General features: G+C 41.3%; 20 protein-coding genes. 6 read left to right on the forward strand and 14 right to left on the reverse strand.

The genetic code is table 11. The annotated features are described in order from the left end of the window. Nucleotides 1-113: 113 nt before the first annotated feature. Nucleotides 114-989, forward strand: a complete 876-nt coding sequence (locus AB4153_RS04050; RefSeq protein WP_102529222.1) for a phosphoribulokinase — start codon at nucleotides 114-116, stop codon at nucleotides 987-989. Between the two features lie 205 nt (nucleotides 990-1,194). On the opposite strand, the gene AB4153_RS04055 is transcribed toward AB4153_RS04050, so the two are convergent. Then, nucleotides 1,195-1,614 carry a hypothetical protein gene (locus tag AB4153_RS04055; RefSeq protein WP_303515645.1) on the reverse strand — a complete coding sequence of 140 codons (420 nt, stop codon included), beginning with the start codon at nucleotides 1,612-1,614 and terminating at the stop codon, nucleotides 1,195-1,197. Between the two features lie 193 nt (nucleotides 1,615-1,807). After that, the gene (locus tag AB4153_RS04060) at nucleotides 1,808-2,599 is read right to left on the reverse strand and encodes a tetratricopeptide repeat protein (RefSeq protein WP_198589600.1); all 792 of its coding nucleotides are present in this window, start codon (nucleotides 2,597-2,599) and stop codon (nucleotides 1,808-1,810) included. Nucleotides 2,600-2,974: 375 nt separating this feature from the next. Between AB4153_RS04060 and crp the strand changes: the two genes are divergently transcribed. From crp to AB4153_RS04080, 4 genes are all read left to right on the forward strand, one after another. Beyond that, the gene (gene crp / locus AB4153_RS04065; RefSeq protein WP_102529220.1) at nucleotides 2,975-3,610 is read left to right on the forward strand and encodes a cAMP-activated global transcriptional regulator CRP; all 636 of its coding nucleotides are present in this window, start codon (nucleotides 2,975-2,977) and stop codon (nucleotides 3,608-3,610) included. Between the two features lie 152 nt (nucleotides 3,611-3,762). Then, the gene (locus tag AB4153_RS04070; RefSeq protein WP_133146652.1) at nucleotides 3,763-4,047 is read left to right on the forward strand and encodes a PepSY domain-containing protein; all 285 of its coding nucleotides are present in this window, start codon (nucleotides 3,763-3,765) and stop codon (nucleotides 4,045-4,047) included. After that, a complete protein-coding gene (locus tag AB4153_RS04075) occupies nucleotides 4,022-4,696 on the forward strand; it encodes a response regulator transcription factor (RefSeq protein WP_102529218.1) in 675 nt (224 codons plus the stop codon). Before AB4153_RS04070 ends, AB4153_RS04075 begins: the two co-directional genes overlap by 26 nt. Continuing rightward, nucleotides 4,693-6,078 carry an ATP-binding protein gene (locus AB4153_RS04080; RefSeq protein WP_371996468.1) on the forward strand — a complete coding sequence of 462 codons (1,386 nt, stop codon included), beginning with the start codon at nucleotides 4,693-4,695 and terminating at the stop codon, nucleotides 6,076-6,078. The genes AB4153_RS04075 and AB4153_RS04080 overlap by 4 nt, the downstream gene beginning before the upstream one ends. Nucleotides 6,079-6,216: 138 nt before the next feature. Here the strand turns inward: AB4153_RS04080 and AB4153_RS04085 are convergent, their stop codons facing one another. From AB4153_RS04085 to AB4153_RS04115, 7 genes are all read right to left on the reverse strand, one after another. Then, nucleotides 6,217-7,017 (reverse strand): DUF1338 domain-containing protein, encoded by an 801-nt coding sequence (locus AB4153_RS04085; protein ID WP_303515659.1) that lies wholly within the window; start codon nucleotides 7,015-7,017, stop codon nucleotides 6,217-6,219. A 330-nt stretch (nucleotides 7,018-7,347) separates the two neighbouring features. Continuing rightward, on the reverse strand, nucleotides 7,348-8,808 hold the full coding sequence (gene astD, locus AB4153_RS04090; RefSeq protein ID WP_229371160.1) for a succinylglutamate-semialdehyde dehydrogenase: 1,461 nt from the start codon (nucleotides 8,806-8,808) through the stop codon (nucleotides 7,348-7,350). 10 nt (nucleotides 8,809-8,818) lie between these two features. Further along, nucleotides 8,819-9,838, reverse strand: coding sequence for an arginine N-succinyltransferase (gene astA, locus AB4153_RS04095; RefSeq protein WP_102529214.1), 1,020 nt, complete (start codon nucleotides 9,836-9,838; stop codon nucleotides 8,819-8,821). A 118-nt stretch (nucleotides 9,839-9,956) separates the two neighbouring features. Further along, entirely contained in the window at nucleotides 9,957-11,174 is a 1,218-nt protein-coding gene (locus AB4153_RS04100; protein WP_102529213.1) for an aspartate aminotransferase family protein, read from the reverse strand. A 336-nt stretch (nucleotides 11,175-11,510) separates the two neighbouring features. After that, nucleotides 11,511-12,653, reverse strand: coding sequence for an HDOD domain-containing protein (locus tag AB4153_RS04105; RefSeq protein WP_102529212.1), 1,143 nt, complete (start codon nucleotides 12,651-12,653; stop codon nucleotides 11,511-11,513). Nucleotides 12,654-12,825: 172 nt separating this feature from the next. Next, the gene (locus AB4153_RS04110) at nucleotides 12,826-15,309 is read right to left on the reverse strand and encodes a prolyl oligopeptidase family serine peptidase (RefSeq protein ID WP_371996470.1); all 2,484 of its coding nucleotides are present in this window, start codon (nucleotides 15,307-15,309) and stop codon (nucleotides 12,826-12,828) included. A gap of 142 nt (nucleotides 15,310-15,451) precedes the next feature. Next, nucleotides 15,452-16,024, reverse strand: a complete 573-nt coding sequence (locus AB4153_RS04115) for an aminodeoxychorismate/anthranilate synthase component II (protein ID WP_229371154.1) — start codon at nucleotides 16,022-16,024, stop codon at nucleotides 15,452-15,454. A gap of 274 nt (nucleotides 16,025-16,298) precedes the next feature. Here AB4153_RS04115 and AB4153_RS04120 point away from each other — a divergent pair, with 274 nt between their 5' ends. After that, nucleotides 16,299-17,567 carry a hypothetical protein gene (locus AB4153_RS04120; protein ID WP_371996472.1) on the forward strand — a complete coding sequence of 423 codons (1,269 nt, stop codon included), beginning with the start codon at nucleotides 16,299-16,301 and terminating at the stop codon, nucleotides 17,565-17,567. 105 nt (nucleotides 17,568-17,672) lie between these two features. On the opposite strand, the gene AB4153_RS04125 is transcribed toward AB4153_RS04120, so the two are convergent. The 5 genes from AB4153_RS04125 to petA form a co-directional block, all read right to left on the reverse strand. After that, nucleotides 17,673-18,146 (reverse strand): ClpXP protease specificity-enhancing factor, encoded by a 474-nt coding sequence (locus tag AB4153_RS04125; RefSeq protein WP_102529208.1) that lies wholly within the window; start codon nucleotides 18,144-18,146, stop codon nucleotides 17,673-17,675. Then, nucleotides 18,146-18,775 carry a stringent starvation protein SspA gene (gene sspA / locus AB4153_RS04130; protein ID WP_102529207.1) on the reverse strand — a complete coding sequence of 210 codons (630 nt, stop codon included), beginning with the start codon at nucleotides 18,773-18,775 and terminating at the stop codon, nucleotides 18,146-18,148. Before sspA ends, AB4153_RS04125 begins: the two co-directional genes overlap by 1 nt. A 96-nt stretch (nucleotides 18,776-18,871) precedes the next feature. Then, complete coding sequence (locus AB4153_RS04135; protein WP_303515674.1) at nucleotides 18,872-19,570, reverse strand: cytochrome c1; 699 nt, start codon at nucleotides 19,568-19,570, stop codon at nucleotides 18,872-18,874. Then, nucleotides 19,570-20,784: a cytochrome bc complex cytochrome b subunit gene (locus tag AB4153_RS04140; RefSeq protein WP_055024957.1), complete on the reverse strand. Its 1,215-nt coding sequence runs from the start codon at nucleotides 20,782-20,784 to the stop codon at nucleotides 19,570-19,572. Before AB4153_RS04140 ends, AB4153_RS04135 begins: the two co-directional genes overlap by 1 nt. Then, on the reverse strand, nucleotides 20,784-21,374 hold the full coding sequence (petA, locus tag AB4153_RS04145; RefSeq protein WP_055024958.1) for a ubiquinol-cytochrome c reductase iron-sulfur subunit: 591 nt from the start codon (nucleotides 21,372-21,374) through the stop codon (nucleotides 20,784-20,786). Before petA ends, AB4153_RS04140 begins: the two co-directional genes overlap by 1 nt. Nucleotides 21,375-21,493 lie beyond the last annotated feature (119 nt).

Here is a 21,493-nt window from a genome sequence, read left to right on the forward strand (position 1 = left end):
AGTCTGTTTTTCTTCAAGTTTAATCATGAAAGTGTTAACGATGAGCAGAACGATAAAACACTGAACTGTCTCAGTTATTTAGCTAATTTTCACGTTTGATCTAGGTAGGATAAATGTCAACAAAACATCCCATTATTGCTGTTACTGGCTCTTCAGGAGCTGGCACAACAACAACGACAACGGCATTTACTCATATCTTCCGTCAACTGGGTATCAATGCAGCTTTTATTGAAGGTGATAGTTTTCATAACTTTACCCGTGCAGAAATGGAAGTGTTAATCCGCAAGTCTCAAGCTGAAAATCGCAATCTTAGTTATTTTGGCCCTGAAGCAAATAACTTCGTCAAACTCGAAGAGTGCTTCCAAAGCTATTCTGATACAGGCCAAGGCCAAACCCGCAGTTATTTACACACTTTTGATGAAGCGGTGCCATTTAACCAAATGCCTGGCACATTCACTCAGTGGCACCCTCTTCCTGAAAATACCGATATGCTGTATTACGAAGGGTTGCATGGTGGTGTTGTTACCGAAGATGCCAATGTCGCTAAGCATGTAGACTTATTGATTGGCATGGTGCCGATTGTCAATTTAGAGTGGATCCAAAAGATCATTCGAGATACATCAGACAGGGGTCATAGCCGTGAAAAAGTCATGGGTTCAATCGTTCGCAGTATGGATGATTACATCAAACATATGACGCCACAATTCTCGCGCACTCATATTAACTTTCAACGGGTACCGACTGTAGACACCTCTAATCCATTTAGCGCCAAAGATATTCCCAGCCTAGATGAAAGCTTTGTGGTGATTCGTTTTCGCGATATCAACAATGTCGACTTCCCTTATTATCTCAGCATGATTGATGGCTCATTTATGTCTCGAGTCAATACCTTAGTGGTACCGGGTGGTAAAATGTCATTAGCAATGGAGCTAATTCTAACCCCATTGATCAAAGAATTAATGCATAAGAAAGCCGCAGAAAACGCTTAATACTGAGTCACATTCTTACTAAATGAACGATTATTACTTATGGTTGTTTAAGCTTGTTTTAAGCCATAGGTATTATCATCTCCACTATCGGGATTTCAGGCGAAAGAACGATAGTTGATGTGCTCATGGGTGTTAATTCCCCCATCTTTATCTGTTAGCGCACTTGGGCATATCAGCAAACCTACTTTTAGCACGCTCTTCTTCGTTAGTTTAATGACACTAGCAAGGTTTTGATTTCAGCCCGCACGCTGTCCACTTGTTTAATAATTTGATTCGCTGCAGCTTCATTTTCAGGCATATTCTGCCATTGAGTCGACCATACTTGTGTTAATTGCTGCGACTGCTCAATTACAGGCTTGCCAGTTAAACTACTCAAATCTTCTATCAGCCCAACTTTTACCCAGCCAACTCTTGGGTTGCCAAGCTTTAAGTCTTGATCATAATAAGCGGCATAAACCAATTGCTGCAATTGTGCTAACTCAAGTAACATTTCAAAACTCGCGGTTCTCACATTACTATTGTGTTCAGTTATTTCCATTCGCCAAACATTGTATGAAAAACCCATCAACGAAAATAATAAGCTAAAAATGACTGTTAACTGATACCACTTCAATTGTTGATTCATCAAATCACCTCAAAGCTAAATAAAACACCAAAACAAAGCCACCATGCCTATGCTTGAATGATTAAAAACTCGATTTCAATCATTCAAGCATAGGCATTAATAGTTCTGACAGAGAGATGGAATAGAAAATCTTTGAAGTAAAAACAAAAAAACGGCCAACAGGCCGTTTAAGATAGAAAGGTTTGCGTGACACTTAATCCATTAAGGGAATGACTTCTCGGTAAGCCTGACGCTGACGGTACTGCTCGAGACGCATAATAAATTCATCACTCTGTGCCACTTCCGGATCTTGCTTTAAAGCTTCAATCGCTTTTTGCTGAGTATCAACCGCTAACTCAAATTCACCCATTTCAGCATAACCTGCAGCAAGATTATCTAAGTTAGTCGGATCATTGGCATTATTTTCCAGCAACTGTAATGCTAACTCAACAGCACGTGAACCATCTCTATATTGCTCTTCAGGACAAGTGGCTAAAATCCAAGCCACATTGCCTAATGCGATACTGTCACCGACTTGATTAAACTGATCGAGTGCTTTACCACAGTTACGTTCAACCCCATCACCACCAGCTGAATAGATAAAACCTAAACGAAAGTGAGCGCGAGGATCGCCTTGCTGCGCTAAGGTCTGATACCACTGCTCAGCCACTCCAAGGTTTCTCGGTAATAATTTACCTTCAAATGATAAGTCTGCGATAGTTTGCTGAGCTTTAATATGATCTTGCATCGCCGCTTGTTCAACCCAGTACAGTCCTTGCTCTGTATCTTGGTCAACAAAGCGCCCAGCCAAGTTCATCAGGCCTAACAGGAATTGTGCATCGGCATTGCCTTCAGCAGCACGTAATTGAATGTGCACAAGTTTAGTGCCTGCTTGGGATTCTAATGAAGCAGGAATAGAAAAAGCATGAGCAGGTGTTACAGCACTGCCAAGCATAAATAACGAGCAAGCAAGCCCTAGATTTAATAGCTTTTGAGAATATTTCAAATCAACCCCTACAACTCAACTTCATTTGGTAATCGAATTAACAATAACTATCAATTAGTGGTTTTACAATAAAGGAAATGTGTTTAAGTCTGAAAATATCAGCATTAATAGCGAACTGAGAGTAAAAAAACAGTCAAAATATTGATTTAATAGTTACTTAAAGACTTGCTAAATAATTTAACGCACACTAAATTAGATTGACATAGTTATCTAATGTAGCAAAAATAAATCTTAAATTTAATAAGTTAATACTGACTTAGTCGCGTTTTTCATAATGTTAAACTCGATCTTCATCAAGGTTTTACAGCGACAAGTCACGTACAATTACTTTATTAGATAGTCCTTACTTTCATTTTATCAATCGAGGAAATAAACATGGCTCTGATTGGCAAGCCTAAACCTGATCCAACTTTGGAGTGGTTTCTTTCACACTGTCACATCCATAAATACCCAGCAAAAAGCACCTTGATACACGCAGGTGAAGAATCTGACACGCTTTACTACATCGTAAAGGGCTCAGTAGCTGTATTGATTAAAGATGAAGAAGGTAAAGAAATGATCCTTTCTTACCTTAATCAGGGTGATTTCATCGGTGAACTTGGTTTATTCGAAGAACAAGCAGAACGTACAGCTTGGGTTCGTGCAAAACAACCATGTGAAATCGCAGAGATTTCTTACAAGAAATTCAAGCAACTGATTCAGGTTAATCCTGAAATCCTAATGAAGCTTACTGCTCAAATGGCTTACCGCCTGCAAAGCACTAGCCAAAAAGTAGGTGATTTAGCATTCTTAGATGTTGCTGGACGTATTGCTCAAACTTTATTACATCTTGCTAAACAGCCAGATGCAATGACTCACCCAGATGGCATGCAAATCAAGATCACTCGTCAAGAGATTGGTCAGATTGTAGGTTGTTCGCGTGAAACTGTTGGCCGTATTTTAAAAATGCTTGAAGAACAAAGCCTTATTCAAGCTCACGGTAAAACTATAGTCGTATATGGTACTCGTTAAGTTAAGCTTCAGCTTGATTTAAGAGTAATTAATTAAAGTGATAATTAGTCAATCTGATTATCACTTTTTTTATGGGAGTCTTTCCAATGAGGCTGCTGCCAGCGCTTTTTCTCAGTCTATTTGCATACACTCTCAGCTCAACGACACATGCAATGACAAACGAGCTTCAACATGATGAAGTTCAGCGCTTGGTCACATCTGGTAGCATTCGTTCACTTGATTATTCCCTTACTTTACTTGCACAATACTGTGAAGGTGAATTAATTGATGCCAGCCTCTATCAAGAGGATGATAAATGGCGTTATGATTTACAATTAAAGTTAAAAAAAGGGCATGTTATCCATTTATCTATCGATGCAACAAATGGAATGCCAGAGTCTACTGACCAACTACCAAGTGAATGCCAAATAAATGAAACTGCTACTCGTCGAAGATAATACCCTTTTAGTTGCTGAACTTGAGAAACAACTTAAACAAGCTGGCTATGTTACAGATGTCACTGACAAAGCTGTTGAAGCAGACTATCTAATTAAAGAAACCCAATACGACTGTGTCATTCTAGACATAGGCCTCCCTGACGGTAATGGCTTAACGCTAGTACAGTCTTGGCGCGAAAAAGGCATCGATACTCCCGTTATCATGCTAACCGCCCGAAGTCAGTGGCATGAAAAAGTTGAAGGTTTTAATGCTGGCGCTGATGACTACCTTGGCAAACCTTTCCATGCCCAAGAGTTATTAGCACGTGTTCAAGCACTTATTCACCGTGCCCATGGCCGACTTAATACCTCATCAAAGCAATTAAGCTATGGCGGCATTACATTAGATGAAGCCGAGCAGAGAGTGCATATCGGTGAAAACCATTTTGAATTAACCGCGATGGAGTTTAGATTGCTTAAAATCTTCCTGATGTCGCCTAAAAAGTTACTCTCAAAAGCCCAATTGACAGACAAACTATACCAATTTGATGATGAGAAAGAGTCAAATGTTGTAGAAGTTTACGTCACTCATTTACGTAAAAAACTCGGTAAAACGGCCATTGAAACTCGACGCGGCCAAGGATACATCTTTCACGGCATCGTGGAATGATATCGATCCGCAGTAAGCTAAGCTTATGGCTCAGTGCACTCATTATTATTGCGACAGTCATTGGACTCATACTGTTTGAGTCCATGCTGCGACAAGCTTTTCACGACTCTATCATCAATCGACTCGAAGAAGATTTAGAGCACATCATTCTGGCCAGTCATATTAATGCTGGCGAAATCATTATCGACCAAAATGAGCTGTCGAGCTTTTACAAACCCGCATACTCTGGGCGCTACTTTCAGTTTAATTCAGAAAGCCAAGTCATTCGTTCTCGCTCCCTATGGGATGTACAACTCGACATTGAACTACTTGAGCAAAACCAAACTCGCGTCTGGCAAGCCAAAGGGCCAAAAAATAATGATATGCAGTTATTATCTATTGGCTTAGGCTCCACCAGCGGTCAGAAAGTGGCAACGTTAACTGTTGCCCAAGATTTAAGTATTGGCCGGCGGGTATTTAGTGAAGTATTTGGTACTAAGCTTGCGATCAATATCGCCATGCTGCTAGCAATGATTGGCGGTATTTTTATCATTATCAGGCAATCTTTTAAGCCTGTTAAATCCATTCAGGATTCACTAGCTAAACTTAGGCAAGGTGAAATAAACTCTCTCGAGATTAATCAGATCCCAGTAGAAATAAAGCCGTTAGCAGAAACCTATAACGAACTATTGGATTACACCGCCAATCAAATTGAGCGTAGCCGTAATAACCTGGGTAATTTAAGCCATGGTCTAAAAACCCCGCTTGCTGTGATGCAGCAGCAAGTTGAAGTGCTCGGTTTATCCAATCCTGAATCTGCCGAAGCTATGCAACAGCAACTCGATCAAATTCGCAATATGATTGAACGTAAACTTGCCGCAGCTCGTATCACCGGCGATATGCTCCCCGCTGCACAAATGGTCATTCCAAGAGATTTCGAGGCGCTCACCAATACTTTAGATAAAGTCCACCACCATAAACAAATTGATTGCAGCGTCAATATCATTGCCAATATCAACCGACTGCCTATTCACCGTGAAGATGGGATGGAACTGTTTGGCAATCTATTAGACAACGCCTATAAGTGGGCACAATCAAATATCATTGTCGATATCGACGTCATAGCCAGTAACAGTAAAACGAGTGAGGTTAATTCAGGTCAAACTCTGACACTCACGATAGAAGATGATGGACCTGGTGTGAATGATGATCAACTCAATCAGTTAACCAATCGCGGTAAGCGTTTAGATGAGGCTGTTGTAGGCCATGGGCTTGGCTTATCCATCGTCAAAGAGATTATCGAACAGTATGGGTACAATCTGACGTTTGACCGTTCAGAGCGCTTAGGTGGGCTCAGAGTGACGATTGTATTTAACAATCCGAAAGTGATGACCAGCGTCTAATCGCTCAATCTTCTATACCAGACACTAAAAAGCCCTGAGTCATTTAAATAACATAGAAATGACTCAGGGCTTGTTCAATAAAAAGCAATAACCACAATAATCAGCTTGTTGTAGTTTCAGTTTAAATAAACCAAAACTTTAGCCTGCAGCGTTAGTGCTTTCAAAAATTTTATCGGCAGAAGCCGCAACAAAGCCTGTATACAAATTGCCATCCGTCATTGGGTATCGGCGAGCAAACTCATAAAAACAGGTTGGGATTTCTAATTCACCATCCGCAAAAGTAACCATCATTCTGTCAGCCATCGTCGAAGATTGCTCTAACAAAACTTCAGCTGAACCTTTCACTTCACCGCCTGAAGTGTTCAATTTAAAGCCGGCACTTTTCAATGCTTCATTGACTGACTCAATACGTTCAAACTCTGGCAGCGCATTGATTGATACTGTGAAATGGTTTGCGCGATAGCCAATAGCGGCAACCCAAGCTGCGTATTCACTTTCAGCTAATAGTGTTTTGTAGCTTGCAAGATCCACATTCCAATGACGACCAGAATAAAGGAAATTATCCGCTTTAGTTGCGCTCTCATCCACTTGGTCAATTAAACCATGAATAATGGCTTGCGCTTCAGGGCTAAACTCTTCAACTAATAGCTCAGAGATAAAGACTTTTGGTTGATTTGCATCAGGATGCTCAAAGTGTTTGGCGATTAATTTCTTTTGCTCAAAGTTGTAATCACCACAAGCCACATAACCAATGGACTCGAAATGTTCGGCAAGCACTGATAAGTTAACTTTAGCAATGTTAAAGGTTCTCAAAGCAATATGATCATTAATGATCGGCTCGCCGTTACTGAGTAACTTATGAATACTATCCGCTGATGGCGTCATGTTGATATAGTCTTGCCATAATGCAGCGAACAAAGCGTTTACGTCGGTATGCATAATAAAATCCTTCTTTATAAAAAAGGCAATGAGTAAGGGCCTGTTGATCTTTCAAGGTTGCTTTTGCAGCGAATTGTTGGCCATTTGTACAAGGCAGAGACTTTGAGGTGTAGTTATTCTACATAAAAAGTCAATAACGCAGTAAAAGTGGCCAACAAACGCTGCCCGAAGGGTTCGGCTAAAAACATTTTACTCTTTGTTGAATGGCTTTTGCTTAGGTGACTAGGCATCAATCCATTCGCCTCAATTAAAACGTTTTTAACTCGAACAAAATTCAACCAGAAAAGATTAACAGGCCCTAGTCATTGCCTTAGCAGCTTTATTGTTATTTTAAATTGAAAGCCCTGGGCTTAAGTTTGCTGGCAAGCTAACACTGTCTGCTTCCACTGAAGCAACAGGGTAAGCACAGTAATCAGCAGCATAAAATGCGCTTGCACGATGATTACCAGAAGCGCCAACGCCACCAAATGGTGCTGAACCTGAAGCACCCGTGATTTGCTTATTCCAATTAACGATACCTGCACGAATGCGCGCTAAGAAGTAATCATAATCTTCACGGCTGTCAGCTAAGATACCTGCAGATAAGCCATAACGCGTGTTATTCGCCATATCAATCGCATTGTCAAAATCTTGGTATCTAACAAGTTGCAGTAATGGACCAAAGTATTCTTCATCTGGTAATTCAGCAATCTCAGTGACATCAATTAAACCAGGAGACACTAAGCCAGTACCCGCTTCAACATGCGTTAACTCAACTAAAGATTGACCACCAAGCGCTTGTAATTCTGCTTGTGCAGCAACCATACCTTTAGCTGCGCCCTCAGAAATCATAGAACCCATAAATGGTTGTGGCTGTGCATTCCAGCTACCGACTTTAATTTGCTTAATGGCAGCAATAAGTTGCTCAATTAATGCGTCACCCGCGCTGCCTTGCTCGATATAAAGACGACGAGCACAAGTACAACGTTGACCTGAAGAGATATACGCTGACTGAATAATATCGTGAACAGCGGCTTTAGTATCTTGAACATCTTTGATGATTAATGGGTTATTACCGCCCATTTCAAGTGCTAAAATTTTGCCTGGGTGACCTGCATATTGTTGATGCAGTAAATGACCCGTACGCGAACTGCCCGTAAAGAACAAACCGTCGATTTGTGGATGAGACGCTAATGCCTTGCCCGTTTCAAGCTCACCTTGAACAAGGTTAATCACCCCTTGTGGCAATCCAGCTTTATCCCAAAGTTTCAGCATTTCTTCAGCAACTTTTGGAGTCAGTTCAGACGGCTTAAATACCACAGTGTTACCAGCAAGCAATGCAGGAACAATATGGCCATTAGGTAAATGACCAGGGAAATTATAAGGACCAAATACCGCAACAACACCGTGAGGCTTATGACGCAATACTGCACGTCCAGCTGGAATATCGTTGGTTTCTGTACCAGTACGCTTATCGTGAGCTGCTGCTGATAGGCCAATTTTACCTATCATCGCGCCAACTTCTGTAGCAGTTTCCCACTGCGGCTTACCGGTTTCTTGTGCAATCACTTCAGCAAGCTCAGCTTTATGTGCTTCAAGTTCACTGCGGTATGCTTCAACGATAGCTAAACGCGCTTCATAACCCAGCATAAACCAATCAAATTGTGCTGCACGAGCAGCATCAATCGCAGTATTCACTTGAGCTGCAGTTGCAGTTTTACCACTCCAGATAACCTCACCGTTAGCTGGGTTAACTGATGTTACTTCATGGCCTTCGCCATTAGACCATTGGCCTTTAATAAATTGTGTCATTTGTTCTGTCCTAAAGTTCTAGTACGCGAATGTTATCGCCATTAGCCACTTTCAATGCTTCAGCCAACTCTGGGCTGAGCGTTACCTTGTCATGCTTATCCGACACCTTCACTTTTGCCGCTGTCGCGCGATAATCCGCTAACAAAGTATTGGCAATAATGTATTGGTGGTCTGCATGAGGCATTTTGCCGATGGTCACTGTGAGCTCTCTGCTCAGCTGAACTGAGCGAATATCATTTAATGCACACTCTACAGTTGGGCCGCCATCAAAAATATCGACGTAGTTTCTAAATTTAAAGCCTTCAGCTTGAAGCAACTTCAATGCAGGCTTGGTGTTGCGATGCACTTCACCGATCACTTTTTGCGCTTTTTTAGGTAAAAGGCACACATGAATTGGACTTCGCGGCATCATTTCAGCCATAAAGGCTTTCTTACCTAAACCTGAGAGATAATCAGCTTCAACAAAATCGATACCGAGGAAATGATCTTGTAACCATTCATAAAAAGGCGAGTCGCCCTTTTCATCGCTAACGCCACGCATTTCGGCAATGACCGTGCTGCCAAAACGTTGCTCATGTTGCGCTAAAAATAAGAAGCGTGAACGTGACAGCATGCGGCCGTTATAGCCACGACGATAATCTTTATTCAAAAATAAAGTACACAACTCTGCCGCACCAGTGTAGTCATGGCACAAGGTCAGGGTTTCAACTTCATTACGAACTGAGATTTGTTTTGAATGATAAACTTCAGTACCTAAACGGTAATGATAAAAAGCATCTTCCATTCCAACAGCGGCTTCGATACCACAGGTACCGACAACTTCATTGGTTTTCAGATCTTCAAGCACCATCAAATAACCTTCATCAAAAGGCTTTTCAACTTGCTTGGAAAAAGAGGCTTCTGCACGAGCGATTTTCGATCGCAATAGCTCTTCGTTGACAGGCAGAGATGTAAACCCATGTCCTGACTCAACAGCTACCTTGTATAGAGCATCGTAATCACTGGCGCGAATTGGTCGAATGATTAGCATCAAACTCTCCTAAAATAACACCTATAAAGTCAGTATTTATGCCTTCAGGCTTAAATACTTAACCTCATTGGTTACCCAAACAAAAAAGCGCAACCCAATGGTTGCGCAATTTTATCAATTAACCTGCAACTACTTTAGCTACAGCACGTTCAAAACGCGCTAAACCTTCAGCAATATCGGCTTCTGGGATCACAAGAGAAGGAGCAAAACGCACTACGTTAGCACCAGCAATCAGGCTCATTAAACCTTCTGCAACTGACGCAACAAGGAAGTCACGACTACGACCAGCGTATTGTTCATTCAGTACAGCACCTAATAACATGCCTTGGCCGCGTACTTCTTCAAATACATTATATTTAGCATTAATTGCCGCTAAACCATCACGGAATAATTGCTCGCGATGCTTAACACCGTTAAGTACTTCAGGTGTATTAACGACATCCATTACAGCGTTACCAATAGCACACGCTAGTGGGTTACCACCATAAGTAGAACCGTGAGTACCAATTTTTAAATGTGCTGCAATTTTAGCAGTAGTCAGCATTGCTGCGATTGGGAAACCGCCACCTAATGCTTTAGCACTGGTTAAAATATCAGGTACGATATCTGTGCCCATGTATGCGAATAGCTCACCAGTACGGCCAACACCTGTTTGTACTTCATCAAAAATAACTAATGCGTCATGCTTATCAGCTAAAGCACGAACCGCTTTAAGGAATTCTGGGTCACCATTGATAATTCCGCCTTCACCTTGAAGCGGCTCAAGCATAATGGCACATGTATTATCTGAGATGACAGCTTCAAGTGCAGCAATATCATTGAATGGTACGTGAGTAACACTTTGTGGCTTAGGACCGAAACCATCAGAATAAGCCGCTTGGCCACCAACAGTAACAGTAAAGAAAGTACGACCGTGGAAGGCTTTATCAAATGCAATGATTTGATCTTTTTGTGGACCGTGATTTTCTAGTGCGTAACGACGAGCTAGTTTCAGCGCAGCTTCGTTAGCTTCTGCGCCCGAGTTAGCAAAATAAACACGTTCAGCAAAAGTGGCATTAACTAACTTAGTCGCCAACTCTAGTGCTGGTTCGTTAGTCATTACATTTGAAAGATGCCAAAGTTTTTCGCCTTGTTCTTTAAGCGCGCCAACTAGAGCAGGATGACAATGACCTAAACAGTTCACTGCAATACCACCAGCAAAGTCAATAAACTCGTTACCTTGTTGATCCCAAACTCGGCTACCTTCACCGCGAACAGGAATTACTGCTGCAGGCGCATAATTAGGCACCATAACTTCATCAAATTGGGCACGTGTTAAGTTCATTTCAACGCTCATTACTTTTCGTCCTTTGGTTATTAAGTGATTTAAAAATCACTCTAGTCCGCTGTCTGTATTGGTTTTGGTTTAGTATCGCAGCGGTTGCTTGTCTAACTTGAAGGTCATTATTAGCTAAAATGTGATCAAAATACCAGTTTTTAGCTGTTAACTATTCATTACTGAAATGATTAGTGAATAAAGAGTGATAAAAATGCGCATACAAAGTACTTATATTGCTAAATTTGAGCATAAATAGTCATAAAAAAAGTTATTTGAACTCGATTTACTTAGCTATTCATCAAATATGCATAATTAGACAAGTCAATTTAGTCAATCACAGTCCCATTACTGTGATTACACTAAATCCAATTTACGGTAGTTTTGCCCTTTCAGCCTGATAAGTTCCTGCTCAGTAAATTCATAATAATCAAACATCACACGCTTTTCTTGGGGTTCAATTAGGCGAGATTCTTCTAACAATAACACTTTCGCGAAGCAGCTCGCTTTCGCGACGATGGCACTTTCAGCAGAGAACTCGCTAAAGTGGTAATTAAAATCGAGCTCTTTTAGTATTTTTGTCAGCTTACTGTTTTCAAATTCAAGTAAATCCAGCATTTGCCAATTTAACTGCTCACCATGAGACATTACCTTGCTAAAGACTTCATTAGCAGGAAACTCAGATGCCATCACAGCATCGTAGAGATTCTTATCTCCTTTAGCACTCGTTTCTCGCAGCCAAGTGCCCCAGGTTTTCTCAAACTGCCTTGCGCTAGCATTCAAGATAGTCGCACTGCCTAATTGCTTCATGAGCGACGCGCTGTAAACCAACGCCGCATCTTTCTCATGCAATACTGCTAGGGCTTTGGCTGCAATTGCAGTCATCATGCTATATCGCCATAGCTTTCTGGTGGTCCAAACTAGATTGGCATTACCAGAAGGCAACCAGTTACGTAGGCAAAAGTAAGGTATTACCGCTTGTAAGTTTTCAATGCCAATATAATTAAGGACTAACTTAATATCAGTGACTTTAACTTCCGAGCGCTGAGGTCTTCTATGGCTTGATGCTGGGCTATTAATTAAATTGACTAAATCGGTATACAACCAGGAGATGTTTTCGACTAAGGGGCGGATACGACGAAGATCAGGGTCTTTATTCAATAGTAAATCAAGTAGTAAGACTTGTGACTCAGCTAGACCAGATTGTTCCAGCATTTGTTTAGGTGAGCTAATTTGATGCTCTAGGGCATTCATCACTGTGATGGTCAGCTGCTCAGAAATACGCTTAAGCACATGCTGAGCTTTTGCTTGCTCTTCCATGCGCGCCTTAATGGCTTTACGCTCGACTTCTAATTTATTGGCATCATCCTCAAGCTGTTTATCGCGATCATCAAACTGCTGGGTCAGCTTTTCTTTCCCTACAATAAGTTGTTTATATAATCGATTTTCAACTTCGATGACTTTTCCTGGTCTGACTCCACCTGCTACCGACACTGCCACTACTGCAAACCTTTAACCTTGATACATGTTGGTGATAATAAAGGATATCGGCCGCTTTATGTATCAATTGAGCGTAATAATCAAAAAAGAAAGACATAAAAAAGGCTTCCAATAGGAAGCCCTTTTAAGGTGAAGCGCTTCATGCATGGCATAAAGTGCTAATTTCCAATATTTACTTAAGCTCTTGCTCAAATAGTTTGTATATACGACGGTATTCATCTAACCAGCTTGATGGCTGTCTAAAGCCATGCGGTTCAACTGGGTAAATCGCCGTCTCAAACATTGGTTTTTCAAGTTCAATTAAACGTTGTACTAAACGTACACTGTCTTGGAAGAAAACATTATCATCCAGCACACCACTCATGATCAGCAGCGGCTTTTCTAAACCTTGAGCATGCTCAATTGGCGAGCTACGCTCATAAGCGATAGGGTCGACATCTGGCGTATTAAGAATATTCGAAGTGTAAGGCGCATTATAATGTGCCCAGTCCGTCACTGGACGTAATGCTGCGCCAGCTTGGAATAACTCTGGCTCATTAAATAATGCCATGAAGGTTAAGAACCCGCCGTAAGAACCACCATAGGTACCCACTTTAGCAGTATCGACATTGGTGTGTTTTGCCATCCAGCTAACACCGTCTTTTAAATCTTCAACTTCAGGGTGTCCCATATTACGGTACACAGCGGTGCGCCAGTCACGCCCGTAACCCTTAGAACCACGATAATCCATGTCCATTACCACATAACCTTGCTGTGTCAGCAGGTTATGGAACATAAACTCACGGAAGTAACCAGAGAAACCATTATGGGCATTTTGTAAATAACCTGCGCCATGATTAAAGATGACCGCAGGGTATTTATCAGCATTAGCAGCATCGTACCCTTGAGGCAAATACACTCTGGCATAAATATCTTTAGCACCATGAGTTGAAGGAACTTTTACAACTTGCGGCGCTTGCCATGCGTATTGGCTAAACGCTTTGCTGGTGTATTGAGTTAATTGTTTAAGCTCGCCACCTATTGGCTGTATGTATAGCTCATCTGGGTTTACAGCTGTAGAAGCTGTCAGTAACAATGATTGACCGTCAGGGCTTAGTTTGTAATCTAAAGTGCCTGTCCACTCGGTTAATTGTTCAGTCTTACCAGTTGCAATCTCTACACGGTAGACATTATAGGTGCCAGGATGGTCTTTATTCGCACGGTAATATAAATGGCTTGCATCTGGTGATAATGTTACTTGATCAACGACATACTCGCCTTTAGTTAAAGCAGTAGTTTTACCATCTGCTTTGACATATAACTGAGAGAATCCAGATTCTTCAGACAAGTAATAAAACTTATCTTCACCGGTCACCCAACCAAACTGGTTAAAAGTATAGTTAATCCAAGCATCATCATGTAAACGATGTTCAGTCTCAAGCTTGCCAGACTGTAGATCGACACTTGCGATCCAACGATCTTTGTTATCATGGGCTTCCATCATTACAAGCAATTTATTGTCAGTGTCATGCCATTGAATGGCACTTTGACCCCAGCCCCAGTCTTGCATTAACTGCAGAACACGCGGCTCAGGCTTACTTGTGTAACTTTCGCCTTTGGCTTTAGCATTTTCTGCTTTAACTGATGCCAATACATCTTCATCAAAGCCAGTTAAACCTTCAATCGTGATATCTTTTTTTACATGCTCAACTAAGTCGAGTAATACTAACCTTTCGCCTGGATAGTTGTCTTCTGCCACTCTTGCTCTTGCAGGTACAGCGTCTACATAACCATCTTTGCCTAGGTAGTTAGGCATGATGTCATGTTCAGCTCGCCAGCTATAATTTTTATCTGATAAAGCGACAACAAGATAACGACCATCAGCAGATAAACTCATTTCATCGACAGTTTCACTGTCACCTAAGTACCAGGTTTTAGGTGCAAACGTCGGATCTTGTGCTGCTAATTCTTCTGCGTATTCTGCTCGAGATTTATTCTTGTCATGCTGTAGTGCAACATAAGCAATTAGGCGGTGTTGCTGTTTAGCAATATATGACTCAGGATCTTTAACGTCCGCAGGCGCTTTAGCCATTTGAATATCAACAAGTTGCTCAGTCATACCTGTGTCTAAATGTAATTTGAACACACTGTTACCTTGCATATAAGCAAGATCGCCTGAGTTTAAAAACTTAACGTCATCAATCGCATTATTTTGACGAGTTAATTGTTTAATCTCACCGGAGTTAAGTTGTTTAACAAAGATATTGCCTTTGTAAATATAGGCTTTTTGAGACTTGTCAGTATTAAACACGCCACGTTTTTGATCTGCTAAATGCAACTGGTTAAGTTTAAGAATCGTAGCTTGAGACTGATTGATGCCTTGTTGGTATACATCCGCAATCGCAGATTGATGCTCTTGGCGACTAAAATAAACTGACTGGCTATCGTCAGACCAATAAGCATTCTTAGCTAACAATCCCATCCAATCAGGATTAGCCATAATTTGATTCAAGGTCAATGCTTGCTCAGCTTGCGGTGGCATAGCGAATGGCACTACCACACTGGCTGATTGATTAGATACGGTTGGAGAGTCATTGTTGCTTGCTGTAGCGCTGCAACCTGAAATTATTGCGAGAGAAAGCGCACTCAATGCGGCATTTCGCAGTAGCCTGGTCATATTAAATCCCTTGTCATCAAAGATGAATGATATATTCTCGCCTAAACGTTAAAAAGTTTGGCAAGTACTTTTATTATTGGCCTTTTATATCACAAATAATGACAATGTTTGTGGGGATTTATCGCTTAAGTTGTAACAGAAGTTAGCATCGAGTCAGAAAATTATTCAATAGTTCATGACCTTGCTCAGTCAATATCGCTTCTGGATGAAATTGCACACCATAAATTGGCAGAGTTTTATGACTCATTGCCATGATTTCTCGTCCATGAATGGGATCATCAAACCAGGCATCTAATTGAAACGCTTCAGGCAAAGATTCAACTAGCAGAGAATGGTAACGCGTGACAGTTAATGGCTGATTTAATTGCTGAAATAAACCTAATTCGTTATGGGTTATTGCGCTCGTTTTACCATGCATGACCCGTTGCGCTTTTATCACGTTAGCCCCAAATACCTGTGCAATCGCTTGGTGACCTAAGCACACGCCCAATAATGGTACTTTACCCGCAAAATGCGCAATGGCAGCAAGTGATATACCCGACTCATCTGGAGAACACGGACCAGGCGAAATAACCAGATGACTTGGATTAAGCGCTTCAATTTCGCTGAGAGTAATTTGATCATTTCTTTTAACCACGACTTCATAACCTAAGCGCTGAAAATACTGCACTAAGTTAAAGGTAAATGAATCATAATTATCAATCATTAACAGCATTAAACATCCCAACTTCAAGGTGAAATTTGCACGTGTGTGGTCTTGTGAACTCATCGGTTTGCAAAAGATTCCAAACTCAAACCATTATAAAGTTGATTAATAATCAACAGTCACTCTGTAGATGACCAACCAAAGGGTACAAGCCGCGGATAATATCATAGCTTAGTAGCCCACTTAAATTTTTAGCACTCTGTATGATTTATTTCAGCTGTAACGTTTCGTTGCTAGGGTATAATACGGCTCAATTTACTTTATTTGTCTTCTGGGTTTCAACATGCACAGCCACAAACAACAAATCGACAATACCAGCTTATATTTCATAGGTGATGTCTATGGCCGCTTAGATAAATTGAATGACTTACTCACTGAAATTGATTTTGATATTGAAGATCCTGAATCAAGCATTCAATTCGTGAAACTGGTGTTTTGTGGAAACTTAATTGCTGCAAATGAAGCTGAAAATATAGAGCACATTGCATTATTGTCATTTGTAAAAGAGTTAGTAGATAAAGGCCATGCTTTTTGCTTGCTGGGTAGCAACGAATTTGAAGCAATAGGATGGAGTAAGCATCACCCCATTACGGATACGCCCTACTTACCTAATGGTTCTACTGAAACCAATAAGTTAACACCGCTATTCTTAAAAGAATTCGCTCAAGGTGATGAGCAGTTGTTCCAGTGGATTGACTGGTTTATGGCATTACCGATTTATCTCGATTTTGATCATATTCGGGCAATACATGCATGTTGGGACGAATCCGTTATAAGCCAACTTAACCCTTATCTATGTTTATTAACTCAAGAGTCTACATCTACCGTAAACACTGATTCAGAAAAAGGCAGTAAAAATGCTTTGTCTCAACAGTTTTGGCCTGCTGCATTTGATGAGACACATCCGTTATCAGCAATGATGACTTCGTGTCTCAACTATACTGTTCTGGAATTAATTGAACACCATCCACACCATCAATTATCGACACCTGTCGTAATTGGCCATTACCCTCAAGACAGTTTCCCTGACATTCAAAATGAGCATTTAGTTTGTGTTAACTACAACGCAGCGGTAGGCGATTATCCGTTAGTTAGCTTTGCTTGGCATCAAGGCCGTAAAAAGTCGATTGAGGTAAGCGCCTCTGAGAGTGCTAAATTAAGTTTAGGTGAGTTTTGTTTCATCGATCAGCCCTCAGCAGAAGAACATATTGCTGACGGAGTTGAAAATTTGCTAGCAGGCTTAGTGGAATTATTGCCAAAAACTGAAATCAGTCACACAAAATCAGAGCAATTAAAATCACATGTGGCTGATTGCATCTGCGCAGATTGGGATCCATTAGATCTAAAACAACACATGCATAATCATCATGCTTATCGTCAATTAATCGAACCAATTGCTTTGCTTGCACTCGCTCAAGATTCTGAACAACTTTGTGCCTATTTGGCCATAGTCGCACGTTATCAATTAGAAACTGACAATGACAATCTAGAGAACCGCAGCTTAAAAGTCGCGTTTAAATTGACTCGGTTGGCAAAAGCTTATCTCGACTAAATTAATGGTTTACTTCAACAATCATTTTTAGTGAGACAGAAATGAAAAAACCAGTCACTCATTTGCGACTGGTTTTCTTATGAACCGAACTGACACATTACATCGTTACTTGACGACAGTTAAATGTGCACGTCCTTTTGGTTTTTCAGAATTGCTTGTAGGCTTTTCTTCTGTAACGTCAGCTTTATCCGTTGTTTCAACTGCAGAGAAAGAGCGTGGTGCTGGAGCTAAATCTTCCGATTCATCTTCAGGCATATAAGCATCTTCCATATCAAACACAGTCCCAGCACCGTTTTCGCGCGCATAAATCGCAACGATTGCAGCCATAGGTAAAACAACTTGCTGAGGCACACCACCAAATCGAGCATTAAACTCAACAAATTCATTGGTCATTTGTAAGTTGCCCACTGCACCGCCAGCAATATTAAGCACGATTTGACCGTCCTTAACAAACTCTTGAGGTACCTGAGTGCCCTTTACAAATGCATCCACAACAACATGTGGGGTAAAGTGGTTATCCATCAACCACTCGTAGTAAGCCCGCAACAAATATGGACGGTTAGGTGTAATCGCTTTCATTACATACCCATGCGCATTTCGCGCTCAACCTCAGTTAACGATGCTTTAAATGATTCACGCTCAAAAATGCGTGTCATGTAAGCATGGATATCTTTAGATGTACGAACATCTAAGTTGATACCTAACTCAGGTAAACGCCATAATAACGGACCTAAGTAACAATCAGCTAAGCCAAATTCTTCACTCATGAAGTAAGGCATTTCAGCAAATACTGGCGCTAAAGCAACTAAGCTTTCAGTTAACTCTTTACGAGCTGCGTCAGCTTTTTCACCTTTACGGATACGATCAACGAGTACATACCAGTCTGTATCAATACGGTGCATCATTAGACGGCTTTGGCCACGAGCAACCGGGTATACAGGCATCAATGGAGGATGAGGGAAACGCTCATCTAAATATTCCATAATGATACGAGATTCATACAGCACTAATTCACGATCAACTAGAGTCGGTACTGAGTTGTATGGATTAACATCCAATAACTCTTGAGGTTTCTCACTAGGTTCAACCTGCAATACATCAACAGTTACACCTTTTTCAGCCAAGACGATACGTACTTGGTGGCTATATAAATCATCGGCACCAGAAAAAAGTGTCATGATAGAGCGTTTGTTGGCAGCTACAGCCATTGTTACCCTCCAGTAAAACGGAAAAAACAAAACAAACGAGGGGCAAAGCCCCTCGTTTAAAGTATGCGAATAATGTATTTTACCCGTTATTCGTGTCTAGTGCACATCTTTCCAGTATTCTTTCTTCAACAAATAAGCAACGATGAAGAAAATAAACAAGAATCCGAGTACCCACCAGCCTAAAGCTTCGCGTTCTAATTTCACTGGATCTGCAGAATATGCAAGGAAACCAGTGATATCGCGAACAGCTTGGTCATACTCTTCAGCGTTCATAGAACCGCCAGTCGTCACAACAGTGCCATCTTCTTGCTTAACAGGGATACCCTGTAAATCTTCAAGAACGTGAGGCATGCCCACTAATGGGAATACTGTATTGTTCACACCAAATGGACGGCTTTCATCTTTATAAAAACCTTTAAGGTATGAATAAACCCAGTCTTGACCACGAACACGTGCAACTAGCGTTAAGTCAGGAGCCGCTCCACCAAACCACTTTGCAGCATCTGCAGGTGGAATCGCGTTTTCCATCAACTCACCAACTTTAGCATCGGTAAACATGTACTTTGTACGCATGTCATCAACTGAAATACCTAAATCTTCAGCTACACGACCATAACGTTGATATTGAGTACTGTGACAGCCAGAACAGTATTGCTGAAATAAATTCAAACCACGTTCTAACGACTCTTTATCATGTAAGTCCACATTGGCACTTTCTAAATGAACATTGCTGCCACCTGCTGCGATAGCAAGTGATGGTAACAATGTAACTAATGCAATTAATAACTTTTTCATTAGTGCGTCACCCTCGTAGGAACCGGTTTTGTCTTTTCATTTTTACTGTAAACCCACAGTGCAACGAAGAAGCCAAAATAAGTAAGTGTAAAGATACGAGCTGCAATAGTTAACGTTGGTGTTGCTGGTACAGCACCTAAGTAACCAAGGATTAAGAAAGACACAGTAAATTGTGCAATGTTAATCTTGTGGATTAGACCACGGTAACGAATAGACTTCACTTTACAGCGATCTAGCCAAGGTAGAACAAACAATACCGCAATCGCAAGACCCATACCGACAACACCTAACAGCTTGTCTGGGATCGCACGTAAGATTGCGTAGAACGGAGTGAAATACCAAACCGGAGCAATATGTTCAGGAGTCTTCATTGGGTTAGCCGCTTCGAAATTTGGCTTTTCAAGGAAGTAACCGCCACCTTCAGGCATAAAGAACAATACGTAACAGAACACGATTAAGAAACCGGCCACGCCCATAATGTCTTTTACTGTGTAATAAGGATGGAAAGGAATAGCGTCTACTGGCCATCCGTTTTCATCTTTATTCTTCTTAACTTCAACACCGTCTGGGTTGTTTGAGCCCACTTCGTGTAATGCAATTAAGTGAAGGAAAACAAGTACAACAAGTACTAATGGCAAAGCAATAACATGCAATGCGAAGAAGCGGTTTAGCGTAGCACCAGAAACAACATAGTCACCACGGATCCACAATGTTAAGTCATCACCAATAAACGGTATTGCACCAAACAAAGAGATAATTACCTGTGCGCCCCAGTAAGACATTTGTCCCCAAGGAAGCAAGTAACCCATAAAGGCTTCAGCCATTAACACTAGGAAAATCAACATACCGAATAACCAAAGTAGTTCTCTTGGCTTTTGGTAAGAACCGTAGATAAGACCACGGAACATATGCAGATAAACCACCACAAAGAACGCCGAGGCCCCAGTGGAGTGCATATAACGAAGTAACCAACCGTATTCAACATCACGCATGATGTATTCAACAGAAGCAAACGCGCCTTCAGCTGTTGGCACGTAATTCATGGTTAACCAAATACCAGTCAGTAGTTGGTTAACTAAAACAAGTAGAGCTAATGAACCAAAGAAATACCAGAAGTTAAAGTTCTTTGGAGTTGGATATTGACCAACGTGACGATTATAAGTCGCCGTCATTGGGATGCGAGCATCAATCCAATCAACGATATTCTTAACCATTATGCAGCTCCTGTGTCTACACCGATGAGTACCGTGCCGTCATCAACATATTGATGTGGTGGTACAACAAGGTTTAATGGCGCAGGTACACCTTGGAATACACGACCAGCCATATCAAACTTAGAACCATGACATGGGCAGAAGAATCCAGCCGTAACACCTTCGACTTGCTCGCCAAATGAATCAGGCAAATAAGTTGGTGAACAACCTAGGTGAGTACAAATACCTACAGCAATGAAAAACTCAGGCTTAATTGAACGAGCAGGGTTAGCTGCATATTCAGGCTGTTGTAATTCTTCAGAGGCAGGATCGCGTAATTGACCATCTAATTTTGGCAGTTCACTTAGAATTGCATCTGTACGACGTACAACCCATACAGGTTTGCCACGCCATTCAACACGAATTAATTGACCTGGTTCTACTTTACTAATATTAACTTCAACCGGTGCACCTGCAGCTTTCGCTTTAGCGCTCGGATTCCATGACTTGATAAAAGGCACCGCTACAGCGACGGCACCAGCTCCACCAACTACGGCGGTTGCGGCTGTCAGGAATCTGCGGCGTCCGGTATCGACTGGCGCATTGCTCATCCACTTATCTCCCAGAGGGTGTTGGAATTCTTATATTTTAATAACTTAGCAACATTAGAATCACTAATCGCTAAATCTATACTTTGAGGCGGGGCTCATTATAGCGAAAAATTAGAACC

Origin of the sequence: Shewanella sp. 10N.286.52.E4 (assembly GCF_041468785.1) — a bacterium.
In the GTDB taxonomy this organism is placed as follows: Bacteria; Pseudomonadota; Gammaproteobacteria; order Enterobacterales; family Shewanellaceae; genus Shewanella; species Shewanella electrodiphila.